Source organism: Chryseobacterium sp. S90, from assembly GCF_047444895.1.
In the GTDB taxonomy this organism is placed as follows: Bacteria; Bacteroidota; Bacteroidia; order Flavobacteriales; family Weeksellaceae; genus Chryseobacterium.
The window spans coordinates 1,478,489-1,503,306 of sequence record NZ_JBLGCX010000001.1 but is presented as its reverse complement, the minus strand read 5'-3'; the positions used below and the strand labels follow the sequence as shown (position 1 = coordinate 1,503,306).

Sequence of the window (24,818 nt, the reverse complement as noted above, 5' to 3'; positions counted from 1 at the left end):
ATCATAGGGTAAAACTCAAATTTTAAATGGTTTTAAATAATCTGTCGATCTGTTTTATGACTGAAGGATCTGATGTTACCTTATAAAACTCATTAATCAGATCCGGTGAAGAGGGTTTCTTAGGATATTGATTACTGTTCAGAAAGCTTTTTAAGGCTGTATTGACATTCTCCTCACCAATTAAATTACTCAATTCTACCATGGCTGCAGCGCCTTTGGAATAAGAAATATGAGGAGCATCACCCGTAGCTCTATAGATGGGAACATTTTCAGACAATCCTTTTTCATTGTCATAGATCTGCTCATGCACTTTGATTCTTTCCATCATTTTTTCTTTGCCGTGCATTTTCTTATAAAGCATCATTTCCGTATACATAGCCAGTGTTTCGGTAAGCATTAAAGCCCCTTCTCTGTCGTCAGGATTGATCTGGCTGTTTCCCCACCAGAGATGTGAAAGTTCATGTCCTGCAAGTTCATTGATGACATCCTGTTTCTTGTCTGCCTGTATATTAGCATGGAAAATCATATCTTCAGGCATAAAGACGGCGGAAGGATAGGCTGTTGCGGCAAAACCTCTGGTAAAAGAAGAAATCTCTGCAAAATTGATGGTTCTAAAAGGATATTTCCCAAAATTCTGCTGACAGTACTCTAAAGTAAACTTCGCATTTTCCAGAAGATGATCTGCATTTTCAAAATGTTTTTGATGATAAAAGATATTGATGGTAATTCCTTTATAATGCTCACTTTTTATTTCATAGTTAGCTGAAGAAACGGCAAAACGAAAGGGGATTTGACCTGCTTTATACTCAAAATAATTACGCCCTGATTTTGTCCATTTCTTTACCAGATCTCCTGTGCCTATGGCTGTTTGGTTCCCTTCAGTAGAAACAGTCATGTTGAGATTAATAAAATCCTTTTTTACCACTTCAGGAGCTTCCGGTTTCTTCAGTTCCGTAAGTTTTCCCAATTTGAACTGGCTGCGTTGCTTTTCATCCTGAATTTCATAATCCTTTTGATATCCAATGGTGGGATAATATCTGCTGATCCTCATAAAAGATCCATCTTCAATAATAGCATTAAAAGACTGATGACGATTCACAGCAAACCATTGATAAGACAGATTGAAATTCAGAAAAGCTGTTTTACCTGGAAGAATAGCCTGTTTTAATACAATTTCTGTAGTGTTTTTATCAATGTTCATTGTTTCGGGGCCTGATGTCAATGCAGCAGATTCAAGCTTTAAATCCTCATTAAAATTGACGAGTATTTTGTTGATGGGCTGATCAGTTTGATTGGTTAGGGTGTATTTTCCTACAATCTGATAGGCATTTTCTGAAGGATACAGCTTAATTTCTGTGGTAACATCAGTAATATCAGGCTGTGGAAGATTTTCATATTTCCTGAGATTTTTTTCATATTCTGCTGAGCTTAAGAGGTTTTGGTCTTCATTGTCAGGAATATATCCTTTCATAAAAAATATTCCGGCAAAGATTCCTGAAATCAGAAGAAGAATACTTAAAATGGAAGAGACAACAGATATTTTTTTACTCCTGATTAAATGATTAAACATCCATAAAGTACAGATGATAGCTGTTCCAAACAGAAGTCTTTGGGCAAATGCTTTTTCATAGATTCCATAGCCGTTAAAATCACTGTAAGTACCTTTAAAATCAGAAAATATTCTGAAAAGAGGGTAGGAGATGATTTTCCCGGAAACAGGACCGGACAATACAAAAACTGCGAGAATGGAAACTCCGAGTGCAATGAATTTATTAGGAATTCTGTCATTAATCAAAAGGATCAATCCGGAAAACAGCATCAGAGGGAAAGTGTTGAAAAGGAAAACACCGAGATACGCCTTCCAGTCGATGTGAAAATACTGATAAGCGGCCTGGAAAACGATTCCCTGGGCAATTAAAATTCCAGTAAAGAAAAACAACAGAAGGCAGATGGAGATAAAATGTCCTGTTAATTTGTTTTTTGAGAAATAAGTACTGTTTTCAATCAGAAAAAATCCGGAAGTTCGGCTTCTCCAGAAAATATCATTCAGAAAATATACTGAAATAAGGAGACCAAGCAGATGAAAATTCTCTGAAATAGTTGTTGCCATAAGTCCCGAGCCCGCATATTTCTGGGGAAGACGAATCCCTTTTTCAATCTCGGCATACATTTCCATGCCGACACAAAATAATAGAAGGATAGAAACTGCAGGAACAGCAATACTTTTGAACAGATAAGTAAGATCAGTTTTCACAAAAGAAAATACAGCCTGAAAAGAAGAGAGCCCACCAAAATTAGCTGAAACAGTTGAATATTCTGATCTGTTCGTTTCCGATAATGGCTGAATAATTCCTGATGCTTTTACTTTCTTTCCTGATAAATTGGAGAATGAAAATAATCTGAGTGAGAGAAAAAGAAATCCAACTGATATTAGGATAAATAAGATTCTGTTGAACAACAGATACCCCGTAAAAGGAACCATCTGAATATTTTTCTGATGAGAACTAAGATCACGGGCCTGCATGAAATAAGCAGACAGTCCAAAAGGATCAATCAAAGCTGAAAACCGCTGTGTTTCCAGAGACTGAGGCAAGCTTCCAGCCATAAAAGGTGAATTGGAAAATAATAAAATAACCATATAAAAGACGTACAAAAGCAACCCGCCCACTACAACTAACAGTTTTTTCCTGACAATAAATGAAATGAGAAACAGAAAACTGCAGATAAATAAACTGTTGATAAGGCCAAAGATCAATAAAGGATAGAGGTAATGGATAATGGTAAAGCTTTCCTGCATTTCACTTCCGGTACGCATGATTTGTCCTATGAGAAATCCGATCATCAGAAAAGAAAAGCTTACAAATGTCTGAAGAAAATAAGCAATGAATTTTCCTTTCAGATAAGTAGATTTTGAAATCGGAAATGAAAACAGGATATGGCCAAATTTTGAATCCTGATCTTTAAACAAGAGCTGTAAAGCATATACAGTAGCGAAAAAAATAACGGCAAGACTCAGCATTCCGGTCATAAAACCGATGGTATAGGGTGAGTTTAAATAAATTCCTTCTCCTACTGAAAGATTGAACTGGCTTCCGCAAAAAATACCGAGAGCTATCAGAAGTAAGGCCACAAGATAGGTGAGCCAGTGCTTGGAAGAGCGTCCGGCTTCAAATAAAAATATAGTGTTCATGATTAAGGTTTTTGAGTGAGCGTATGGAAATAAACGTGTTCCAGTAAAGGAGTTACGGAACTGAAATCTTTTGGCGATTCTTCAGAAAATACAGTAATGTGATGTGCTCTTTCAAGAAGCTGTCTGCTGATGATTTCATAGCTGGAACCATAGGTTTCCAGTTCGGTTTTGTCAATCGGTTTTGACCAGATTTTATTTTCCAGCTCTGCGATTAATTTTCCCGGATTTCCTTTTCTGAGGATCTGTCCGTGATTCATCACTGCCATTTCTGAGCAAAGGTTTCTGACGTCCTCAACGAGATGAGTGGATAGAATGACGATCACATCCTGGCTGATATCATTAAGCAATGTATTAAACCGGTTACGTTCTTCGGGATCCAATCCTGCAGTGGGCTCATCCACAATAATAATTTTCGGATCTCCCAATAATGCCTGAGCTACGCCGAAACGCTGTTTCATTCCTCCGGAAAAGGTGTGTACTTCTTTTTTAGCAAAATCAGAAAGGTTGACTTTTTCAAGAAGACCCAGAATTTGATTTTTACGATTATTTTTGTCGGTAATCCCTTTTAATACGGCTATATGTTCCAATAGATCATAAGCAGATACTTTTGGATACACTCCAAAATCCTGAGGTAGAAACCCAAGATTCTGTTTGATATAATCGGGATTTTTGATAATATCTACCTCATTAAAAAGCAGCGTTCCCGATGTTGGTTTCTGAAGCCCGACAATGGTTTTCATCAGAGAAGACTTTCCGGCTCCGTTGGGGCCAAGCAGTCCGAACATTCCGTTTTTGATATCGAGAGAAATGTTCTTAATAGCTTGAAAACCATTTTTGTAGGTAAGACTAAGGTTGTTGATTGATAATGTGTTCATAACGTTGTGTTTGGGGAATAGAAGGACAGGCGGCCTTTCGGCAGCTAGTTTAGGTTTTAAAGTTTAAAGTTTAAAATTTAGGGTTTGGAGTTATTAGCTGGAGGTTAGAAGTGGGATTTTTACACACCTACCCTCAAACTCTCAAACTCTCCAATACGTAACTCGTATCCCGAATCCCGCAACTCATCTACTCTTTAAATTCAAGAATATCTCCCGGCTGGCATTCCAGGATTTTACAGATGGCTTCAAGAGTATCAAAGCGGACACCTTTGGCTTTTCCGGTTTTAAGGATAGAGAGGTTGACGGGTGTGATACCCAGTTTTTCTGCCAATTCTTTACTCTGCATTTTTCGTTTGGCAAGCATCACATCTAAGTTGACTATAATTGGCATTTTAAATAAATAGGTCTTGTTCGTTTTGCAAATGTAGTCCTTGCTTAAAGATATTCGCAAGAAACAGGCAGAAAATTCCAAGCATAAAGTGAATAAACACCAGTCCCCATATCATACTTTCTACTTCCACAAAGAAACTCGCGATCATCACCAGTGGAAGCGGGATAAAAATATTGTACAGGTAAAATTTCTTAAGCTGAATGATGTTTTCCTGAGTAAACAGTTTCTGCTGGAAAAATACTTTGAAAACCCTGGCAGATAACCAGAAAAAGATTCCATAAGTGATGAGTACAGACAGAAATGAAAAAATCATATAGGAATAATTGTTTTCGATATTCAGAAATGGCTGTTCTGTAAACGGATAATTGATGTGGAGGAACTTTCCCTCTTTATAAGGTGTAACCGCAAATCCGCTGATCAGGCAGAATAAGGAATACACAAAAGTGATTAAATATCCGGCCGACAATACAGAGCAGATATAAAATAAAATTTTTGAAATAATTTTGGTCTGGTTCATGGTACGAAGAGTAATTGATATTGCAAATGTATAATTAATTATCGTAAAACAATAATTAATTTAAATAAAATTTTATTTTGTCTTATGTGGAATCTGAGAATAAAGTGCTGAAAACATTGTGATAATCACTGTTTTTAATTAATTTTAAATAATAAAAAAATAGAAATCATGGCTTACAGTACTGAACTTGCCGACCGGGTACGTGAACGACTTTCAATAGTAGATAATATTGAAGTTGAGGAGAAGAAAATGTTCAGCGGACTGTCTTTTCTGGTGAACGGGAAAATGTGTATCAACATCAGTCACGACAACCTGATGTGCCGTTATGATCCCGAAATGGAAGATGAGGTTTCGGAGAAAAAAGGTTTTCTGCCGATGATTATGAAAGGGAAGCAGTTAAATGGATATTGTTATGTTGAACCCATTGGTTTTCAAAAAGCAGGTGATTTTGAATACTGGATCAGAATTTGTTTGGATTATAATCCGATGGCAAAGGCTTCGAAGAAGTGAGTGGGAGTTGGATGCGGGGTGCGAGTTTCGGGTTACTGAGGCTGAGAGTAAGAGAGTAAGAGAGTAAGAGAGTGGGAGAGTGGGAGTGATGGAGTTCACAATCCCACATTCATCACTCATCATTTATAATTCATCATTATGATAAAGTTTTTCCCTGATCTGAATTAAGATTTTTGTTGTTTTTTCCAGATCCGGCCCGTCAGTAAGACTGGATGTTGAATAATGTTTTTCTATTGACTGTATAAGATTTTCTGCCTTTTGCATTACACTTTCATAAGATTGGTTGCCAGCTTTAATATCTAATAGATCGTCCCGGTTTTCTACTCGGATCGTCAGTGAACTGGTTTTAAAAATCTGCTCACAGGACTGCAGGAGTCTGATAGTGTGCATCATGTTTTTGCTGTCGTAATTTTGCCCGTGAGTCTGATTGACATTATAGCGGTCTTCATTACGCTCAGCCACCCACTTCCAATATTCTCTGTAATCTTTGCAGTAAACAGAATAGGCATCAAGGTTACAGAACAGATAAGCGACCGGCTTTTCATCTTTAGGAATGGACGACACAGAAACCTGATTGGCCTCTTCATTCTGCATAACACCTTTATATCCCAATGTTTCCGATTCATCATAAAATAAAGCATATATTCCTTTTGTATGGTCAATGTTGATTAATCCGCATTTTTCCTGTGAACCACCTCTTCCTTCGGACACTTCTCCAGAGGAAGGGAATTCGAGAAGCCATTTTTTCAACGGTACAGAACCCTGTCCATCAAGGATAAAACAGAAATCCAGGATAGATTTTCTTTCTTTATCAATAGGATTTATAATCTTTTTATTGAGACCTTTAGCCTTTTTGATCTGGGAAACAGCATAGCCTGCAAAAGTATCTTTGCATAGTTTTGACAGGAAATCTTCAGTTTTCAGAAGATCCATCAACGGATGTTTATATTGAATACACTCTTCCGGACTTGCCTGAATTTCAAGAATATTAGGATTGTTTTTCTGCAGCAGTTCTACATACCTCCCGATTTCATAATACGTAATGTCATTGGTCTCGTTGGAAACCTGCGGAATGTAATTCAGACCAAAGAAATCTTCCTTCGGCAGATAATACACCCCACGGATATCCGTATCAGAATTCTCCGTTGCCAGCCCAAAAGCCCGGCTTCCGGAAATAGCTTCGAAGAGGATGAGGTTTTTATTTTTTAGATCTTGGATGGTCATGATTTTTATAGTGTTTTTTGAATAATTGTGGTGTATTAAGTGAAATTCAAAAATTAAAATGTATCAAAAATTTCTTTTAAAAAGACTCTATATTCATCACGAATCATCAATTCTTTTTCAACAAACAGTTCGTTTCTCAAATAAACAACAGGTTCTTTAGTGACAGGATTGAAACTTTGTTTTTTCACTTCTTTATTCCAAATTCCTATACCGCGTTTTTGCCATAGGGGAAGAGTATTGTAATTAATACCATATTGGAAAAGTAATTCGTTTTTATCAGCCATAGATAACGTTTCAATTTTTTCCGTAGCCTGCTTTGCATTAAATCCATTTTTTCTCAACGTCCAGTAACAATAAGCAGAAAGAGAGTTTCTGTGAGAATCTTCCTGTCTCCAGCAAAAATAATCCAGCAGCATTTCGAGATTAGGAATAGTAATTGTCCGGCAGTCAAAAACACAGATTTCCTGAAACTGCAGACTGAAAAAAGCGCTCACTTCCCCTGCCAGTACAGAATTGATTTTTCTTATTTTTCTGCTGAAAGTATTATCATCTTTATGAATCAACAGAGAAATTTCATCACTTTGAGTATAACCGTAGATGACCTTAAATCCAATGTTAAAAAGATGTTTTGTCGCATCTACCATTATCTCGCTGAACTTCTTGTCAAATGGCTTTTCAAGCGATAGTTTCTCTTTGGTGAGTTTTGTAAATCCTCTTCCGTCTAATCTCACAACAATAAAATTCTCCGGGAGAACATACTGTTCCGAAAGACTTTCATTTCTTCGCATTAAAGCTTCAATTTCTTCAAATTTCATAATCGTTGATTTCAAATTTGTGATCCACAATTTTTACCCTGAATATTTTATCAAAACCTTCTTCAAATAAAGGTTTTTCCAGTTCTTTGTATTTTGACTTTATTCCGATTTCGTTAATGGAATCTTTTCTGTTTTTATTTCGTTCCATACAATCCTGAATGTTGCTTTCAAAGTAATATCCAATAACTTCATATTTATTTTGTTGAGCAAATTCAATGTATTTTTTACGGCTTTCTTTAGTTACATTCGTATTATCAATGACTATCTTTGATTGTGTTTCGAAGCAATACTGGAGTAATTTTCTTTCTTTGTTTCGTGTATTCAGTAAATCCATGCTGATTCTGATATGTGAATTGAAAAAAAGCTCCTTGTAAAAGGAACTTTTTCCACTTGCAGGAATCCCAATGAAAATATTCATTTCCATAATCTTAATTTTTGATACAACTATTCACAATTACTTCCAAAGCTTTTTCCGCATCACAAGCATATAATCCGGAACACCATGCAGGGTTAGCTTCAATCAAGGCCCAGCCTTTTCCTTTTATAATACCGAAATCCAGCACAATGGCAGGGGGCAGTGTAGAAGAGTACTTTTGGATAAAAGATTCAAAAAAGCTAAACATATCTTTCTGTTCTTTTTCCGAAAGCATATTGGTGTCAAAAACATTGTTTCTCCAATAGGATGAATGAGTTTTAATTTTATTATTTAAAACAAAACATCTCACTTCAAGTTCCCATTCTACCACTTCAGAAGTGAAAACAGTGATGTTCTGGTCCAAAGAATCAAAGCCTTTAATATCATTTACTTTCTGATAAACACCTGCTTTAAAAGTTTTAAAGTCAGAACATTTAATAAAAATATTTTCTTCTTTGATAAAGTCTTTTAGTTGACCATAGGAAATTTTACGTTGAGTAAATGACTCATCGATGTGATTTAACCAGTCATCAGCAGATTTAAGTAATGTAAGATCGCACTGTTCGGAAACAATTTCTGCGTAAATATCCTCCCCATATACTGATATTACATCCGCTCGAAATTCTTCAGGAACGTTCCATTTTGCATTAAAACGGCTCAGTACATACGATGAGTTGAGCGATGCTTTTTTCAAATTGTTGCTGTCCTCCGTATACATGGGGGAGAGCGCGATTATATTTTTCATCAGTTTTTTTAATTGTTAAACAAAATAAGATTTTTATACTTCTATTTTAATATCTCTCTAAAAACCCTCTCCATCTCAGCCTTATCTATCTTTCCTCCTGACAAGTCTTTTGCTTTTTCCTCATTCTTAGCGATTGTTTTCTCAAGAAAATCAAACAATTCCCAATCGTTCGGGTGGTAATAAGATTCTCCCTTGGTTGCTTTTAAGGCGACAAGATCTTCTATTTTTCGTCTGGTTGTATCATCTGTTAAAACAAGCAGATCACTAAATAACACCGGAGGAACTGTTCCTTTTTCTATGATCCATTTTCCTGTTAATGTCGTTCGTAAGCAATAAAAGTAACTTTTTAATTTTACTTCATCACTTCTGCAGGCTTCCAGATATTTTTTGCTCATGCTTAAATAATGATAAGAAACCGCTATCGGAGAAAAACAAGAATCTGCTAAAGGCCTGAACAGTTCCACAAATTTTTCATCTGCTTTATAGACGATAGAAGAGTAGAACCAGCTCAGTAATGCCGCATTCGACTTTAGCAAAAGATGAAAGGTCTTTCTCAAATCCCAGCCGGAACCGTCCAGATCATCTTCTGTCATAAATTCTATCGTTTCATCCTTATCCCAGGGAGAAAGATACCAGTCTTTTTCATGACGGTATATAAAACGTATGTCATAATCACTGTCAGGAGACGCAAAACCCCAAGCTCTGCTCCCTGATTCTACCGCAAGAAGGACTTTTACGCCCCGTGTTGCTTCAACTTCTTTTATTTTTTCAAGTATTTTTGGTGTCATTGTTTTTTATTTATGTTACAAAGTAAAAAGACTAGTGCGCAATGTTCTTACGTAGGGTTTTGAGTTGGAGAATTTTGAGTTACGGGATTCGAGTTGCGGGGTGAGAGTTTCGGGTTGATGACTTTGTGTGGGAGAGTTTGAGAATGATGTGGGAAATTTCTTCTTCTTACTTCCAGCTCCCAGCTTCCATCTTATAAAAACTATAGACAAACGATACAACATACTTTCTATTTTACTAATATTGCACTTTTCCATTTAACATAACTATCAACATCCATGTTATCATCAGAATTACAGCATAAAATTGATTTTAAGACAAAACCTTTAGGCGCATTAGGACATCTGGAACATCTTGCCCATAAAATAGGAATGGTTCAGAAAACCACTTCACCACAGCTATTGAATCCCCATATGGTAGTTTTTGCAGCTGACCATGGAATTGCTACAGCGGGTGTAAGTGCTTATCCACAGGAGGTAACCTATCAGATGGTGATGAATTTCCTGGGTGGAGGAGCGGCCATCAATGTTTTTTGCAGACAGAATGGAATTAAAATTAAAGTGGTAGATGCCGGAGTGAATTTTGATTTTCCTCCAGACTTGAATCTGATTCACAAGAAAGTCAGAAAGTCCAGCCGTAATATTCTGGAAGAACCGGCAATGACTTCAGAAGAATATTATCAGGCCCTTAAAAATGGGAAGTCTGTGGTGTCTGAAATTGCAGGAAAAGGCTGCAATATTATTGGTTTTGGCGAAATGGGAATCGGGAATACTTCCGCTTCTTCATTGATGATGAGTAAACTGTTTGACATTCCGATTACCAATTGCATCGGACGTGGAACAGGATTGAATGACCATCAATTACAGAATAAGATCGGTATTTTAACAAAAGCGATAGATAAATATCCGTTTGAAATGACTGAAGATGAAATTGCACAAACCTTCGGAGGATTAGAAATCGTACAAATAATTGGTGCCATCGAAGAAGCTTATCATCATAATATGCTGATCATGGTAGACGGATTTATTGCAACGGTAGCGGTAGCCACGGTCTGGAAAAAGAATCCTGAAATTCTGAACAACTGTATTTTCTGTCATGTAAGCAATGAAAATGCCCATCCTCAATTGTTGGGATTAATGAGAGAACAGGCCATTCTCAATCTGAATCTGCGTCTTGGGGAGGGAACAGGCTGTGCATTGGCCTATCCGATTATTCAAAGTGCCGTTAATTTCCTGAATGAAATGTCGAGTTTTGAGGGAGCGCAGGTATCAAATAAAGATTAAATGAAAGCCATAAAAAATGAATTGATTTACTTTGCAACGGCATTAATGTTTTTCACAAGAATTCCGGTTCCGTTTAGCATTCCATATTCCAGTGAGATTATGAACAAATCCCAAAAGTATTTTGCCTGGGTTGGATTAGTGATAGGACTCATCAATGCTGTGGTTCTGTATTTTTCCACAGTGCTTTTTAATTTGGAAATAGGAATTGTTTTAATGATGATCTCCAGTGTTTTGCTGACCGGAGCGTTTCATGAAGATGGTTTCACAGATATGTGTGATAGTTTCGGAGGCGGATATGGAAAGGAAAAAATTCTGACCATTATGAAAGACAGCCGGGTAGGAGCATATGGAACCATTGGAATTATTCTGCTGTTCGCATTGAAATTTTACAGCATTCAGGCTTTGGGAATAATAGCACCGGTAAAAGTTCTCGCCATCATTGTTTTAGCGCATACAGTAAGCCGGTTTATTTCGGGAACTATGATTTATACTCACCAATACGTTACCGATATTGATGTCAGCAAATCAAAACCTTTGGCCAATAAACCTTTGGATGGAATGGCTTTGCTGGTAGGATTTATCAGTGTTTTAATTGCTTTTGCCCTGATTCCGGACTGGCGGTTGATTTTCGCTTTTGCGCTGGCCTATTTAGGTAAAATATATATGGGATGGTATTTTAAAAAGCATATTGGCGGTTACACAGGTGACTGTCTGGGATCTGTACAGCAGGTTTGTGAAGTTTTATTTTACTTAGGAACAATGGTCACATGGAAATTCATTTAATCCGTCATACTGCTGTAGAAAATCCGGAGAACTTGTGTTATGGTTTTGCTGAAATGCCTTTAAGAAAAGATTATCCTGAAGATTTTAATAGATTAGAGATAGATGATGATTATGATATCGTTGTCTCAAGTCCTTCTAAACGATGCTGTCTTCTTGCCGATTATTTTAAATTGGATTATCAAACAGATGAAAGACTCCGCGAAATGAATTTTGGGAACTGGGAAATGAAAAAATGGATTGATATTCCTGAAGAGGAAATCAATCCGTGGTATAAAGATTTTGTCAATATCAAAGCTACTGGCGGAGAAAATCTCGTTGAAATGCAGGCTCGTGTTTTCAGCTTTTGGAATGAACTCATTCAGAAAAACGATGTAGATAAGGTTCTCATCATTACCCATGCTGGAGTCATTCGTTTGATGCTTCAGGCAGTGCTTCAGTTTCCGCTGGAGAATATGTTTATTGTTCAGATTGATTACGGAAAAAAAGTGATTGTTAATTTGGATAAAGGAATCTTTTCTGTTAAAAAAATGAACATATAGAGTCATTTGACATTCTCATTATAATAGAAAAACCGCTAAGAATAGCGGTTTTTCTATTATAAAATATTTTAAAATCTTCTGAAGGGTCTTACCCTTACCATGTTGTAATCTTTATTATATTCCCACATATAACCAGCATATCCATCCAGAATTCTTGCTGTATTACCACCCGGTATTTCGGTAGAGCTCCAATAATACTTTTGAGATACATCATTCCATGGGTTTGATGCAATGTTGTAAACATTCTTAGAGCTTTTATAGAATGCCATTAATTCTTCTTCAGATGGTAAAAACCAGTTACCAACACCATTTACAGTATAATTAGCACATAATCTGGCAGCACAATTGGCATCAGAACATTGAGAAATAATTCTTGTTGTATTGGCAGGCCCTGATCCCATTACAGCCTGAGTCTGATTAATGATATTAAATGAACATCCCCATTTGATTTTATCAGATCCGTTATAAGTAAGGTTAGCAGGTGCAGCTTCCAAATATCTCCAGCCGTCCGTAAACTCTCCCTTATCATAAAAAACATATCCCCCTGAAGCACCAATAGCACCCGCTGTTTTAAATGTTTTTTCGTCCGAATAATATACCTGTGCACCTTCTTTTACATAAGATCTCACGTAATAAGTAGTGTTCGGAAGTAATGCCGTAGCTTCCAGTTCGTATGCTGAATAATTATTAGGATTTGATATTTTGATGATTTGGCCATTCGATATATTTACTCCGGTACTCGTTCTGTAGCAGAATCCTTTTTCATCAGGATAGAAGGCTTCAAGATAATTTACCGAAATATCATCAGTACTTAAAGTAGCTGATGTTGTATATATTGCCTTAGCCATTTTGAAAGTAATATCCATCTTTGCAGGCGTAACGAATGTTACGTTATCTCCATAAATAATATCTCCATTATTAGCTGCTATATATGCCCTTACATAATAGGTTGTCGACTTTTCAAAATCAGTACTGTAAGTTGCTGTAAGCTGATAATCTCCTGTTGTATTAGTATACTCTTCAATCAGTTTTGAATTGCTGATGGTAGGATTGATATTCTTTGCCCAGCAGAATCCGCGTCTTGAATATCCCGATCCGGAAGAGGTTACCGTGCCTGCAAATTTGAATTGTGCATTGCTGAAAGAAGGTTTACCGGTTACTACTTTTGGAGAGGTACTAGCATTGTTGTTTGTGCCATTATCATCATCCCTGCCACCGTCAGATCCACAAGAAGCGGCCACAAGGAATAAGAAGAAAAATAAAAAATTTTTCACGAATAAATTTCTTTTCATAAGTGTTTGTTTTTTTAGATTATTAGTTTTATAAATTTTAAAGTTGGCAAATATATAAAAAATAATATCATTATTTAAAAACGGTAATGTACGGTTAATGAGGCTGTTTTATGAGGTGAGTTAACGGTTAAAACGCCACCCGATACAATCAGATGGCGTAATGGATTTATTTAAAAATCCTGATAAAACTATCTTTTTCCAGGCTTTCCAGTGAAAAATCAAAGTCAGCCTCGGACTTTTCTGTGGTAATCTCTGCTCCAAGCTCTTTTACAAGTTCATTGAAAGACATCGCTTCGTACCATTGCTGATACAATGCGCTTGTAGCCATCATTGAAACCTGACTATTTCCTGAAACATGAGAATGTCCGGCTCCGAAATTCAATAGTACGAAACATTGCTTTTCGTTTTTTGTTACCAGCATTCCCAGAATCATTTGCTTCTGAACAGAATTACATTTCGCTTCAGCAAAGAGATTGTTCGGATTCATCATATAATCGTAAGAAATGTTATCTCCTTTTCCGATCACGATTTTATATCCACAATTGGCATCTCCGCTGAAAACGTTGTTCATGACAAGTGTTGGTGCACAATGTCCTTTATTGGCATAAAGATATTCGACAGCACCGTTGGGAGCAGATGTCATATCTCCGGAATACATCAATTGTCCATCACCGTGATTATAAGCCGCATTCCAGCCTATTTTTCCAGCGATATTTAATCCTGAAAGGTCAAGGTCATTGGCTCCCCATTGATTTTCCCAATAAATACCTACTGCCAGTCTTTCACCATAAAAACGGGTTCCGGTAGGAATATTTCCAACAAACATTTTTTCAGAAGTTGGCAATGCAAATTCTACATTCTCAGGGAAATAGAATTTCTTTCCGGAAAGGTTTTCATATTTCAGTTTCAGAAAATCTAAAATAAAATCATAGTTGAATTGATTCACATAAGTTTCTTTACCTTTTTTAGTCCATGATTTTCCGTTTCTGACTCTATAGACAAAAGTATCCTGACCGTACATTCTTGAGTAACAAGCTGACAATGCTTTAAATAATGCAAACGGTGTCGCATTTTCCAGCCAATGCCAATCGCTGTTTTCCAGCAATGTATTTGTAGCATCATTCAATGGGTTTGAGACCAATGGCTTATGGTTTACTTTAGAAAGCTTTGAAATCTTATTAATGGATTTCGGGGCTCTGTTTTTATAAGCAAGGAATAATGGCTTGAATCTATTGAAAATTTCTGCCATTTTTTCCATTCCAAAGCTTTCAAACAAATAGGTTGGGTTAAAATTACTTTGCTTAATTAAACCAATCAATTCATCGTTTTTGATTAAAAGCGTTGTATGGGTCGTTTTATAAATGACATAACGGAAAAACTCAACAGGATTTTCAGGATAGATGTCGTACAAATCGGCTATTTTGATAATGGCTTCTTTATTTCTGATGTTTTCTTTTCCTGTGAAATCATATTCCAGTTCCGTATGCAGAATATACAGCAAATCATCAATGGTTTCTTCTTTTAAAGCAATACCGGACTTCAGAAGAGAAAGGCATTTTTCCTGCATTTCTTCTACTGTACAAGCTTTAATGACTTTAAAAATCAACTTTGTATCAGGAACATTCAATATTTCTTTAGGAATGTAAATTTCATTTTGAAAATTACTTCCATAGGTTGAAATATAGTGTCTGATCTGTTCAAAAAACAATTCAGTTCTGGAAGTGTTTCTTATTTTCTCCCAGGATTTATGGAAAGTTTTATTCAAATCATTTCCATTCAGTTTTTCTTTTGCGTAATAAGAGATGATCTCATTTTTTGCCCAAACTGCATTAGGTTCAATAACAAAGCCGTCATTAGAAATAAATGGCTCTGCATTTGATTCTTTGGCCAATACCGCATTGAATAATTGTAGTGTTTTCATTGTTTTAGTTTAAAAAATAAGTGAGGAGTAGATTCATTAAAAGTGAAGGGTATAGGAACTCCTTTTACCTATAGTTTATAAAAAGCGGGGAGTAATTTATCCAAAAAAATATAGGAACTCCCTTTGCCTTATAATTTGTAAAAAGGCGGAAAGTAAATCTGGAAATATAGGAACTTTCTTTGCCTGATTTTTTTAACTAATGAAAATGAATAGGTCAATGTAAACATTTTCATTGTATTGAGGAGCAGACAGGACTCGAACCTGTGACCCACAATCCTGGCGATTTATAGGAACTTTAGTTGCCTGCAGCGAAAAGTAATTTTGTTGCTCTACCATCTGAGCTACTGCCCCTGCCGTTATAAAAAGTTTTCATGAACCTTACAGGCTTTTATACCTGCAAGGCTGGTTATTAGTTTTTGAAAACCTGTAAGGTTTATATTAAATTAAAAATTATGCTTTTCTGAATTTCTTCTTTTTCTTCCATGGAGCATTCTTCTGCACGTCTCCCGCCATGATACATCCATACGGCATCACTTCATCCAGAACTTCGCAAAGCCCATATTCTTCAATCTGCGCTCTTACGTTCTTAGCACTTTTATAAGCACTCGGAAGTTCAGAAATATCAATCTCATTAGAGTAGAAACGGATATCTAATCCTTCTGTTTCCTCGTTGAAAATTTCTTCAGTTGTTTTATGAGCTAAAGATCTCTTATGCTGGCTTCTGCTAAAGTTTCTTCCGGCTCCATGTGGTGCAAAACCTATGTTTCTTTCGTTCGTTTTTCCCTGCACAATCAATACAGGTTCTGCCATATTCAATGGAATCAGTCTTGGTCCCGTAATATCAGGCATGAATTTATCATCCAGAGGCGTTGCTCCTTTTGCATGGTAGAACAGATCACCATCCTTGAAAACGAAGTTATGCTCATTCCAATATCTGTTTTCCTTTTCTATTTCCAGCTTATTCAAAACTGCGTCATGAAGGGAAGTATGGTTTTCTTTTGTCCATTGTCTGATCAGCTGAAGCGCTTCCCAGTAAGATTTACCTTCTTCAGTATCATAAGGAATCCATGCATTTTCTCTCAGCGTTTCAGGAGAGATTTCCTGTCTGAAACGGTTGGCTGTTTTCATTCCTTTATCATATAAAGCCGCTCCCGGAGCTCTGGATCCGTGATGTGTTACCATCATCGTATTTCCTGTGTTTTTGGAAATTCCTACGAACAGGAAATGGTTTCCGTCTCCCTGGGTTCCCATATGAGAACGGGCAATGCTGATCAGTTTTTCATCATTTAAGAATTCATTTTCTCTGAAAGCATCCATCAGTTCCTGAGACATGGGCATTTGTTCACCTCTTGGTCTTCCTCCATATCCGAAGTGTGTTACAGAATGTGCAGCATCCAGAACCTCTTTAGGATTGGTTTTTCCAAAATCCGTCAGCATCACAGAACAACAAATATCAGCGCTATGGAATCCTGGGTGAATGGCATTCTTGGCAATGACCACACCTCCTACCGGAATCTGACCTTCAGGACCTGTAGGACAGGCATCAGGCATTATTGCACCACCAATGAGAGTAGGAGTTTTCATCAGCACTTTCATGGTTTTGATTACTTTTTCCACATTATCATTTTCACTTTCGTGTTCTGCACGGATGTTGATCACAAAATCTTTAGCCGTTTCATGAAGAGGAACAAGATCCGGCTGTTTGAACTGTGCCAGATATTCTGCAATCTGATGTTCATTCAGGCTATTCTCATTGATATAGCTAATAGCATCTTTAAACCATTTTGCTGGTCTATATCCTAATTCGATTAAATGATTTCCATTAAATTCCATTTTGTTTCATTTTGATGATGCAAAGTAATATTATTATTGCGCAATAGTTTTGCGTAGATAAAGAAATTTTAATTATTTTTACAAAAGTTTTATCAAGTCGAAAAAAACAGGTTTGTAGATTCGTCAATAATATATAATTAAAAAACAAGGTTTATGGTACTATTAGAACAATTAAAACATTTCCCGGAAACTATTCAGTTTGGTGATGTTATCACTTACATTGATGAACATTATGATTTTACTCCTACAGCTTTTCAAAACGGAGATACTACCAATCAGGCAGGGCAGAACAATGGTTCGTGTAAAGTATTCAGCTTCGCGAGTATTCAGGATTTGACGAAAGAAGAGACGCTTTGGCTTTTTGGAGAATTTTATAGAGATGATGTTTTGAAAAATCCGGAGGGAGATGATCACCAGAATATCCGAAACTTTATCAAATTCGGTTGGGAGGGAATTACTTTTGACGAAAATGCTTTAAAGGAAAAATAACTTTTAGAAAAGAGCAAAAATGAATAAGTGAACAGCTTATTTAACAACACCAATCATTAAACACTAAGGTATGTCATCCAATAAAAACGCTCTGATCCGATATAAAACATTAGATAAGTGTCTTAAAAATAAATACAGGAAATATACGCTGGAAGATCTCATTGACGAATGTTCGGAAGCATTATTTGAATTTGAAGGAAAAGAATCTTATGTAAGTAAACGAACAGTTCAGCTTGATCTTCAGAATATGCGGAGTGAAAAATTCGGGTATGAAGCTCCTATTGAAGTATACGAAAGAAAATATTACCGTTACAGTGATCCGGAATACAGTATTCATAACATCTCTGTGAATGAAAGTGACCTGAAGGCCATGAACAATGCAGTCCAGATTTTAAAACAGTTTAAGGACTTTTCCATGTTCAAAGAGATGAATGGGGTTATCCAGAAACTGGAAGACTCAATTCATGCAACCAATCAGAAATCAATCATTCACCTGGATAAAAATGAACAGCTGAAAGGATTGGAACATATCGATATTCTATACGAAAGTATCGCGAATAAAAAAGTACTGAAGATTCTTTACAAAAGCTTTACAGCAAGAGAATCCAATATATTTACTGTACACCCGCAGCTATTGAAGGAATTCAACAACCGTTGGTTTCTGATCTGTCTTTATAAACAGAAAATGTACAATCTGGCACTGGACAGGATGGAAAGTATTGAAACAGATGAAAGCCTTCCGTATATTGATAAAGATCTGGATGGAGACGAATACTTCAAAGATATTGTAGGAGTTACAGTTTCAGAGTCAATGGACCCAAGGAATGTAATCTTCTGGGTAGATTCAGGAAATGCTCCTTATGTGAAGACCAAACCACTTCACAAAAGCCAGGAGATCATCCGGGAAGATGAGGATGGAACCTTATTTAAAATATGTGTTCAGATCAATTTTGAATTAGAAAGATTGCTGCTTGGGTTTGGGGACAGTCTGATTGTTCATAAACCCCGTAAATTGAGAGTGAAAATGGAAGAAAAGTTCAATGCTGGTCGTAAAAACTATCAAAGTCTTATTGTTCCTGATGAAAATTAAACTTCCTGGTTATTTTTATCTTGGCTTGGAAATTGCATTATTTAAACACACAAAATTAAGTTTATGAAATCAAGAATATTTAAAGCATTAATTGCAATCCTGGCACCCATAGCGATAGAATATATTGTAAAAAAAATATCTGAGAAACTTGATAAAAAAGATGATCAGAATGAAAAGCCAAAGCAGATTACGGCTTAAACGTAAAAGTAGTTAAAATTTAAAATTATTGAAAAGAGACTGTCATAACTAGGTACAGTCTCTTTTTTGTTGATGAGGATGGCTAAGACCACCCCGTCAAAAATTCTTTGAATTTTTGCCACCCCTCCAGAGGAGGGGAATTTTTAGTTCTTCGGTTGAGGTGTGGTTCAGGGTTGTAATTTTGGGTCAAAGTAGGCTGGATTCCTACGGAATGACAAACTGTGTGGATAAGACCGTTATTACAATTGTTTCATTCCGTAGGAATCTAAACATGCTTATAATGCATTGTTTTCTTTAAAAAAACTTTTGTTGCTTTTTAGGTTTCCCTATACAAAATCATAAATCCCATCCTTCCATCCCAAAACTTTGGATGAATCCGCTTTAAGCCAGTTTTTCAGGATTGTAGCATATACTTTTCTGAAATCTTCTTTGTAGATTAAATCGCCTTCATTCAGATTTTGCAGATCAGGAAGTGCATTCAACAGACCTTTCTTTTTAAGGTTTCCGCTGATAAAAAACATTTGATTAGCTGTTCCGTGATCCGTTCCATTGCTGGCATTCTGGGCCACGCGGCGTCCGAATTCTGAGAAGGTCATTAGTAGGATATTATTGAAGAGCCCGTTGCTTTTCATATCAGCAACAAATGATTTTACAGCTTCATTAATGTCATTGAATAATTTTTTCTGTCTGTCATTCTGATTGACATGGGTATCAAAACTTCCGATCGAAAGATAATAAACCTGTGTATTGATATCAGATTTTATTAAAGAAGCTACAGTCTTAAAGTCCTTTCCCAACTGAGAATTAGGATAAACCTGTTCCGTCTTTTTGGCTTTACTTTTTTCAAAGATATAATCTGCATTATTAATCGTAGAGCCTAATGTCTGATAAAGATAAGACACAGTTTCATCATCGTGATGATGGTCGTAGAGAGATTTAAAATACTTTTCCTGACTGGTTTGATAGAGCCTTTTAGGATCTTTAAAAGCAAAAGCTTTATTGTTTTCTCCTTTTAAAGCTAAACTTAGCATATCATCTACTTCCAGAGCCTGAGTCGGGTGGTCGCAACGATAACATTCTTCATCCAGAAAACGTCCCAGCCAGCCTGTTTCCAGAAACTGATCACTTCTGCTTGCCGACTGCCAGATATCCATACTTCTGAAATGAGATTTGTCGGGATTGGGATAGCCTACATTATTCATCACAGAAAGCTCTCCGTTATCAAAAAGTTCCTTAAAATAGGAGAGAGACGGGTTAATTCCCGCTTCATCAGTCAAGGGTATTGAATCCTGAATAGCCAGCGTCTTCCTTTCTCTGAAATAAATATCATTTTTAGCTGGAATAATAGTATTTAAACCATCATTTCCCCCAGTAAACTGAAGAACTACCAGAATGTTCTGATTGGGATTCAGAGCTTCATCCAGCGTCATCGCTTTTAAGAAATTAGGCATAAGCATTGAGGCTGTAGCCAGTGAACTTATTTTGAGGAATTCTCTTCTTTTGATTAGCATAATTTTGTTTTTAGGGTAAGGTGGCAGATGGTAGGTTGCGGATTGGAGGATTAGTCTATATTTTTACTATTATTTGTTTTTATAAAACTTTTATGGAATTAAATAGTAAATAAAAAGTTGTAAAGCGAAACTTCAATTAGCTATTACCTGCAACCTTAAATTTCCTACCTAGCTCAACTGGTATTCCGGGGTAGACATCAGGTTGATGACATTCATTTTGATACTCTTATCAGAAAAATTTCTTACAGAGTTCATATCGAGGCTTTGAGTATTCTGAAGAAGATAATCTTCACAGTTTTTATGGGCGAAGAGTTTTTCAATACGCTCCCAGTCGATGGTGATATTCGGGTTTTTAAAACTCTTGTTAAAAGCTGTTTCCCGGGACTTTATTCCCATATCGATATCATCATCCTGTCGGGGACTGTATTCCAAAGGCCGAAGCCCGGACCAGATTTGTGGGATCTGAAGCCTTACCATCAGAGTGGAACTGTCAATCCATGCCTTTCCATTAGGCCATCCCGCTACATTTGGCGGATAAAGCAGCATTTGTCCCAATAATTTCTGATAAACGATGAGATTTTCAGGGTTCTGAATATGCATGGGAAGTATCCGCATCATACCAGCCATCAGTTCTACAGGAGATTTTATCCGGTTACCGATATTCTTCTGATCATAAAACCAGGTGCTTGAAAATATTTCAGTCATTAGCTTTTTGATGTCATATCCGGAATTGTAGAAGTTTGCACTGAGTGTATTGACAATATCCTGATCTACTTTTTCATTCACGAAGAACTTATAAATTTTCGTTGTAATAAACTGTGCCGTTGCTTTCTGTTCCAAAATGATATTGAGTACATCATTTCCATCAAAATTGCCTGTTTTACCTAAAAAAGTCTTTGAGCCTTCATCGTGGAGATTTTTTCTTTCCCTGAAATTTCCTTCTTTATCATAACTCCATCCCGTAAAGGCTCTGGCGCCTTCTCTTACATCTTTTTCAGTATAATTGCCTCTGCCCATGGTAAACAGTTCCATTACTTCACGGGCGAAATTTTCATTAGGATGATCCTTTTTATTTTGTTGATTATTCAGAAAATTAAGCATGGCTGGTGACTGACTCACTTCAAAAAGAAGATCTTTGAAATTTCCCAGTGCATTTTTTCTGATCGTATTCAAAAGCTGTTTATTGAACCTTGGATTTTGTACTCTTGAAGCAAAATGTCCATGCCAGAAGAACGCCATCTTTTCCCTCATCTGTTCCTTGCTGTTTACGATGGTATTCAGAAAATTGAGATTCAGTTCATTGTTTTGTTCCCTGTTGATCTGCTGCATTTCTTTTTTCTTTTCTGCAGGAGCTGTGCTGTTCATATAATCTGCCACAGAAACCGGATCAGGCGTGTCATATGTTACTTCGTTGAAATTATCCTCTTTTAATAATTCAGCCATTAAGGTTTTAATGTTTTTATTTTTCAAATCATCAATTTGATGAATACCAATACCAAAACCTGCCCGCCAGAGAAGATGCTTGTTTTTTAATAATGAATCAGCTGCCATGAGGAATTTATTTTTTTGATATGCTTTGAAGAAAAAGGTTAAAATAATAACGGGTTAAAGGTTGTTAATATTATTTTTAAGGCTGGAAGCTGGAAGAATGAAGCCGGGAGTTATGGTGTGCATGAAGGAGAAATTCTCCTCAACTTTAATCATAACAAACGTGAGCTGTTATATAGCAGGATATTACTTCCAGCCTTCATCTTCTTACTTCCTTCTTTTTTCCTTAATTCACTTTTTGAGATCAGTTTTTTGATAAATTTTGTTAAACAAATATTTAAATTTTGTTAAAAATAATATATTGATATTCATTGTTTTATGATTTTTTACGGTGTTAAAATCAAAGAAAAACCCTCGCTTGGCATGATTTTTACATCCTCTTGTTTAGTAAAATTTAAAAATTAGAGTTATGAAAATGTTTAAACAAGCAATAGTACTGGCTGGTATTTTAACAGCAGGTATCGCAAGTGCCCAAAGTTCTCAGATGAATAATATGATCAAAGTAGGCGCAAATGTTGGTTTAGCAGTTCCCTCAGACAACCTTTCTGCTGCAGTAGGAGTAGATGTAGCTTACCAAAATCTTATTACACCAGGATTCGGATTAGGTATTGCAACAGGATATACTCACTATTTCGGAAAAGAGAACAACGGATATAAAAATAATGATGTAGGAGTAGTTCCTGTAGCTGCTTTAATCAGAATTTACCCAAAACAAACCGGTTTCTATTTCGGAACAGACTTAGGATATGGTTTCTTAGTAGGTGATAAAACGGTTGCATCCAACACTAATGTGGAAAGAGCAAGCGGAGGTTTCTACCTTAAACCGGAGATCGGTTACCACAACAGAGACTGGAATTTCTTCGTACAATACCAAAAGGTTTTTGTAGGAACAAAAGGAGATTTGCCAGGTCAGGACTATAATGTGGGGAATATCGGTGTAGGATTCGGTTACAATATTCCATTAGGAAAGTAGTTAGATTTAATATATAAACAATTATTAACCAAAACCTTTTCACGAAAGTGGAAAGGTTTTTTTGTTCTGTGCAGGATTTACAAAAACTATTATTATATTTGGTAAAATTTGAGGTTATGATTCTGAATCCAAAATTTCCACTTTATTTACCAGGAGTAGAGAACAGTAATAATGATAATGTTTCTATCATAGGGGCAAGTCTCCGTGAAGATGTAACGATCTTAGGCTATTTCGTTTCCGGGAACGGAGGTCTTGAGATAAAAGTACAAAATAAATATGCAACCAAAGAATACACTTCTTTTTCAGATATTTTAAAGAAGTTTATTCAGGATAATCAATTGCAGAATGTAAAACGTCTTGGAATGGCAGTGCCAGGCCCTGTACTTGACGGAAAAAGCAGTCCTGCAAGATTGGGCTGGAATTTAGATGTTGAGGAATATGCCCGTGATTTCGGGTTTGAAAAAGTAGACATGCTGAATGACCTTGAGGCTTCTGCCTACGGAATGGCTCTTCTTGAAGATAACGACCTTGAAGCTATTTATACAAGCGGACATCTTGAAAAAGGAAATGTAGCGGTTCTTGCTCCCGGAAACGGACTGGGTGAAGCCGGATATTTCTTTGACGGAAAATACCTGAGACCTTTCGCTACAGAAGGAGGGCATTCAGAATTTTCGCCAAGAACCAATGTAGAAGTTGAATTTTATCAGTTCCTAAACAATATTTATGGTATTGTAAGCTGGGAAAATGTACTTTCCAAGTCGGGGTTATTCAATATCTATAGATTCTTAAGAGATGTGAAACGACATCCTGAACCGGAATGGTTGGGAGAGCGCCTTGCACAGGGAAATTTTGTGGAAGAACTTTATAAAGCGGCAATCGAGGAGAATGTATTGATCTGCAGAATCGCTTTAGATACCTTCCTTGAGTTTCTGGCAAGAGAAGCCAACAACTTAACATTAAAACTGAAAGCTACCGGAGGATTACTGATTGCAGGAGATATTCCACAGATGATCGCTGAATATATTGATAAGGCGAAATTCTATGAGAAATTCAAGATCAGTGATAAAATGGAGGAGATGCTTAAAAACACTCCCATCTATCTGGTCAAGCAAAATCATACAGCATTAAATGGTATAGCGCTTTATACAGCTTACTATCAGGTATAAAACAGAGCTCCGAAGAAATTCGGAGTTTTTTTATGGGATGATATTATTCATGAAAATAATAAATTTTATTGATGTACATCAATGAAATCTATTGAATAAGATACTACCTTTGTATCGTTAAATAAGTAAACAACTCTATTCAATGAAAAAAATATTTTTATTAGCAGTTTTAGCTGGTGGTTTAGCATTTGGACAGTCAAAAAAAGTAGTAGCGTCTGATGTACACTGGTGGGGATACAAAGTAGCAAAATCTGAGGCGAGCTCTCACGACGGTACTGTAAAAGTAAAGTCCGGAGACATGATCATGAAAGGAAACCAATTGGTAGGTGGAAGCTTCGTGTTGGATATGACTTCAATCAGCTCAACTGACCTTACAGGAGAATATCAGCAAAAATTAAACGGACACCTTAAGAATGGTGACTTCTTTGAAGTTGAAAAATTCCCTACAGCAAGCTTTAAAATCACTGGAATCAAGAAAAACAGCGATAAAATCTACAGTTCTCTTGTAACTGGAAACCTTACCGTAAAAGGAAAAACAAGCCCAATTACTTTCCCTGCTAAGATTTCTTACAGCAAAGGAGTAGTAAGCTTAGTATCTAACAAATTCTCTTTCGACAGACAGAAATTTGATGTAGCTTACAAGTCTACAATGCAGGATGTTTTTGTGAAAGATGATATTGAAATGCTTGTAAAAGTAACTGCTCAATAAATTAATCAAAAAAAG

General features: G+C 36.4%; 24 protein-coding genes and 1 tRNA gene. 10 read left to right on the top strand and 15 right to left on the bottom strand.

Annotated features, from left to right (window positions below):
* Nucleotides 1-22: 22 nt before the first annotated feature.
* From ACLMCG_RS06895 to ACLMCG_RS06880, 4 genes are all read right to left on the bottom strand, one after another.
* Nucleotides 23-3,190 carry a M1 family aminopeptidase gene (locus ACLMCG_RS06895; RefSeq protein WP_413959293.1) on the bottom strand — a complete coding sequence of 1,056 codons (3,168 nt, stop codon included), beginning with the start codon at nucleotides 3,188-3,190 and terminating at the stop codon, nucleotides 23-25.
* A 2-nt stretch (nucleotides 3,191-3,192) separates the two neighbouring features.
* Entirely contained in the window at nucleotides 3,193-4,065 is an 873-nt protein-coding gene (locus tag ACLMCG_RS06890) for an ABC transporter ATP-binding protein (protein WP_413959292.1), read from the bottom strand.
* A 187-nt stretch (nucleotides 4,066-4,252) separates the two neighbouring features.
* Nucleotides 4,253-4,456, bottom strand: coding sequence for a helix-turn-helix domain-containing protein (locus tag ACLMCG_RS06885; protein ID WP_002980904.1), 204 nt, complete (start codon nucleotides 4,454-4,456; stop codon nucleotides 4,253-4,255).
* Nucleotide 4,457: 1 nt separating this feature from the next.
* Nucleotides 4,458-4,973: a DUF2975 domain-containing protein gene (locus ACLMCG_RS06880; protein ID WP_309875052.1), complete on the bottom strand. Its 516-nt coding sequence runs from the start codon at nucleotides 4,971-4,973 to the stop codon at nucleotides 4,458-4,460.
* A 168-nt stretch (nucleotides 4,974-5,141) separates the two neighbouring features.
* On the opposite strand from ACLMCG_RS06880, the gene ACLMCG_RS06875 reads away from it, so the two are divergent.
* Entirely contained in the window at nucleotides 5,142-5,483 is a 342-nt protein-coding gene (locus ACLMCG_RS06875) for a TfoX/Sxy family protein (protein WP_413959291.1), read from the top strand.
* A gap of 123 nt (nucleotides 5,484-5,606) precedes the next feature.
* Here ACLMCG_RS06875 and ACLMCG_RS06870 read toward each other — a convergent pair whose 3' ends face one another.
* Genes ACLMCG_RS06870 through ACLMCG_RS06850 form a run of 5 tightly spaced genes read right to left on the bottom strand, consistent with a single transcriptional unit; the run spans nucleotide 5,607 to nucleotide 9,470 of the window.
* On the bottom strand, nucleotides 5,607-6,707 hold the full coding sequence (locus ACLMCG_RS06870; RefSeq protein WP_413959290.1) for a DNA polymerase beta superfamily protein: 1,101 nt from the start codon (nucleotides 6,705-6,707) through the stop codon (nucleotides 5,607-5,609).
* Between the two features lie 53 nt (nucleotides 6,708-6,760).
* A complete protein-coding gene (locus tag ACLMCG_RS06865) occupies nucleotides 6,761-7,522 on the bottom strand; it encodes a tRNA(His) guanylyltransferase Thg1 family protein (RefSeq protein WP_413959289.1) in 762 nt (253 codons plus the stop codon).
* Nucleotides 7,512-7,946 carry an AAA family ATPase gene (locus ACLMCG_RS06860; RefSeq protein WP_413959288.1) on the bottom strand — a complete coding sequence of 145 codons (435 nt, stop codon included), beginning with the start codon at nucleotides 7,944-7,946 and terminating at the stop codon, nucleotides 7,512-7,514. Before ACLMCG_RS06860 ends, ACLMCG_RS06865 begins: the two co-directional genes overlap by 11 nt.
* Before the next feature lie 4 nt (nucleotides 7,947-7,950).
* On the bottom strand, nucleotides 7,951-8,682 hold the full coding sequence (locus tag ACLMCG_RS06855; RefSeq protein ID WP_413959287.1) for an ATP-grasp domain-containing protein: 732 nt from the start codon (nucleotides 8,680-8,682) through the stop codon (nucleotides 7,951-7,953).
* A gap of 41 nt (nucleotides 8,683-8,723) precedes the next feature.
* The gene (locus ACLMCG_RS06850) at nucleotides 8,724-9,470 is read right to left on the bottom strand and encodes a DNA polymerase beta superfamily protein (protein ID WP_413959286.1); all 747 of its coding nucleotides are present in this window, start codon (nucleotides 9,468-9,470) and stop codon (nucleotides 8,724-8,726) included.
* Between the two features lie 276 nt (nucleotides 9,471-9,746).
* On the opposite strand from ACLMCG_RS06850, the gene cobT reads away from it, so the two are divergent.
* From cobT to ACLMCG_RS06835, 3 genes are read left to right on the top strand one after another with little or no spacing between them, the layout of a single operon-like run.
* Nucleotides 9,747-10,751, top strand: a complete 1,005-nt coding sequence (gene cobT, locus ACLMCG_RS06845) for a nicotinate-nucleotide--dimethylbenzimidazole phosphoribosyltransferase (protein WP_413959285.1) — start codon at nucleotides 9,747-9,749, stop codon at nucleotides 10,749-10,751.
* The gene (locus tag ACLMCG_RS06840; RefSeq protein WP_413959284.1) at nucleotides 10,752-11,534 is read left to right on the top strand and encodes an adenosylcobinamide-GDP ribazoletransferase; all 783 of its coding nucleotides are present in this window, start codon (nucleotides 10,752-10,754) and stop codon (nucleotides 11,532-11,534) included.
* Nucleotides 11,519-12,073, top strand: a complete 555-nt coding sequence (locus ACLMCG_RS06835) for a histidine phosphatase family protein (protein ID WP_413959283.1) — start codon at nucleotides 11,519-11,521, stop codon at nucleotides 12,071-12,073. The genes ACLMCG_RS06840 and ACLMCG_RS06835 overlap by 16 nt, the downstream gene beginning before the upstream one ends.
* 68 nt (nucleotides 12,074-12,141) lie before the next feature.
* Here ACLMCG_RS06835 and ACLMCG_RS06830 read toward each other — a convergent pair whose 3' ends face one another.
* The 4 genes from ACLMCG_RS06830 to ACLMCG_RS06815 form a co-directional block, all read right to left on the bottom strand.
* Nucleotides 12,142-13,365, bottom strand: a complete 1,224-nt coding sequence (locus tag ACLMCG_RS06830) for a hypothetical protein (RefSeq protein WP_223600495.1) — start codon at nucleotides 13,363-13,365, stop codon at nucleotides 12,142-12,144.
* Nucleotides 13,366-13,531: 166 nt separating this feature from the next.
* Nucleotides 13,532-15,286, bottom strand: a complete 1,755-nt coding sequence (locus ACLMCG_RS06825; protein WP_413959282.1) for a hypothetical protein — start codon at nucleotides 15,284-15,286, stop codon at nucleotides 13,532-13,534.
* Nucleotides 15,287-15,526: 240 nt separating this feature from the next.
* Nucleotides 15,527-15,637: transfer RNA gene (locus ACLMCG_RS06820), tRNA-OTHER, on the bottom strand.
* Between the two features lie 99 nt (nucleotides 15,638-15,736).
* On the bottom strand, nucleotides 15,737-17,119 hold the full coding sequence (locus ACLMCG_RS06815) for an RtcB family protein (protein ID WP_413959281.1): 1,383 nt from the start codon (nucleotides 17,117-17,119) through the stop codon (nucleotides 15,737-15,739).
* A gap of 153 nt (nucleotides 17,120-17,272) precedes the next feature.
* Here ACLMCG_RS06815 and ACLMCG_RS06810 point away from each other — a divergent pair, with 153 nt between their 5' ends.
* The 3 genes from ACLMCG_RS06810 to ACLMCG_RS06800 all read left to right on the top strand — a co-directional run bounded on the left by ACLMCG_RS06810 (nucleotide 17,273) and on the right by ACLMCG_RS06800 (nucleotide 18,896).
* Nucleotides 17,273-17,608 (top strand): HopJ type III effector protein, encoded by a 336-nt coding sequence (locus ACLMCG_RS06810; RefSeq protein ID WP_413959280.1) that lies wholly within the window; start codon nucleotides 17,273-17,275, stop codon nucleotides 17,606-17,608.
* Nucleotides 17,609-17,678: 70 nt separating this feature from the next.
* A complete protein-coding gene (locus ACLMCG_RS06805) occupies nucleotides 17,679-18,698 on the top strand; it encodes a helix-turn-helix transcriptional regulator (protein ID WP_413959279.1) in 1,020 nt (339 codons plus the stop codon).
* A 63-nt stretch (nucleotides 18,699-18,761) separates the two neighbouring features.
* The gene (locus ACLMCG_RS06800; protein ID WP_262904078.1) at nucleotides 18,762-18,896 is read left to right on the top strand and encodes a hypothetical protein; all 135 of its coding nucleotides are present in this window, start codon (nucleotides 18,762-18,764) and stop codon (nucleotides 18,894-18,896) included.
* Between the two features lie 326 nt (nucleotides 18,897-19,222).
* On the opposite strand, the gene ACLMCG_RS06795 is transcribed toward ACLMCG_RS06800, so the two are convergent.
* Both ACLMCG_RS06795 and ACLMCG_RS06790 read right to left on the bottom strand, forming a co-directional pair.
* A complete protein-coding gene (locus ACLMCG_RS06795) occupies nucleotides 19,223-20,407 on the bottom strand; it encodes a DUF1501 domain-containing protein (protein WP_413959278.1) in 1,185 nt (394 codons plus the stop codon).
* 168 nt (nucleotides 20,408-20,575) lie between these two features.
* Nucleotides 20,576-21,958 (bottom strand): DUF1800 domain-containing protein, encoded by a 1,383-nt coding sequence (locus ACLMCG_RS06790; protein ID WP_413959277.1) that lies wholly within the window; start codon nucleotides 21,956-21,958, stop codon nucleotides 20,576-20,578.
* 406 nt (nucleotides 21,959-22,364) lie between these two features.
* On the opposite strand from ACLMCG_RS06790, the gene ACLMCG_RS06785 reads away from it, so the two are divergent.
* From ACLMCG_RS06785 to ACLMCG_RS06775, 3 genes are all read left to right on the top strand, one after another.
* Nucleotides 22,365-22,928, top strand: a complete 564-nt coding sequence (locus ACLMCG_RS06785) for a hypothetical protein (protein ID WP_223600488.1) — start codon at nucleotides 22,365-22,367, stop codon at nucleotides 22,926-22,928.
* A 116-nt stretch (nucleotides 22,929-23,044) separates the two neighbouring features.
* Nucleotides 23,045-24,094, top strand: coding sequence for a glucokinase (locus tag ACLMCG_RS06780; RefSeq protein WP_213278453.1), 1,050 nt, complete (start codon nucleotides 23,045-23,047; stop codon nucleotides 24,092-24,094).
* A gap of 142 nt (nucleotides 24,095-24,236) precedes the next feature.
* On the top strand, nucleotides 24,237-24,803 hold the full coding sequence (locus ACLMCG_RS06775; protein WP_223600486.1) for a YceI family protein: 567 nt from the start codon (nucleotides 24,237-24,239) through the stop codon (nucleotides 24,801-24,803).
* Nucleotides 24,804-24,818 lie beyond the last annotated feature (15 nt).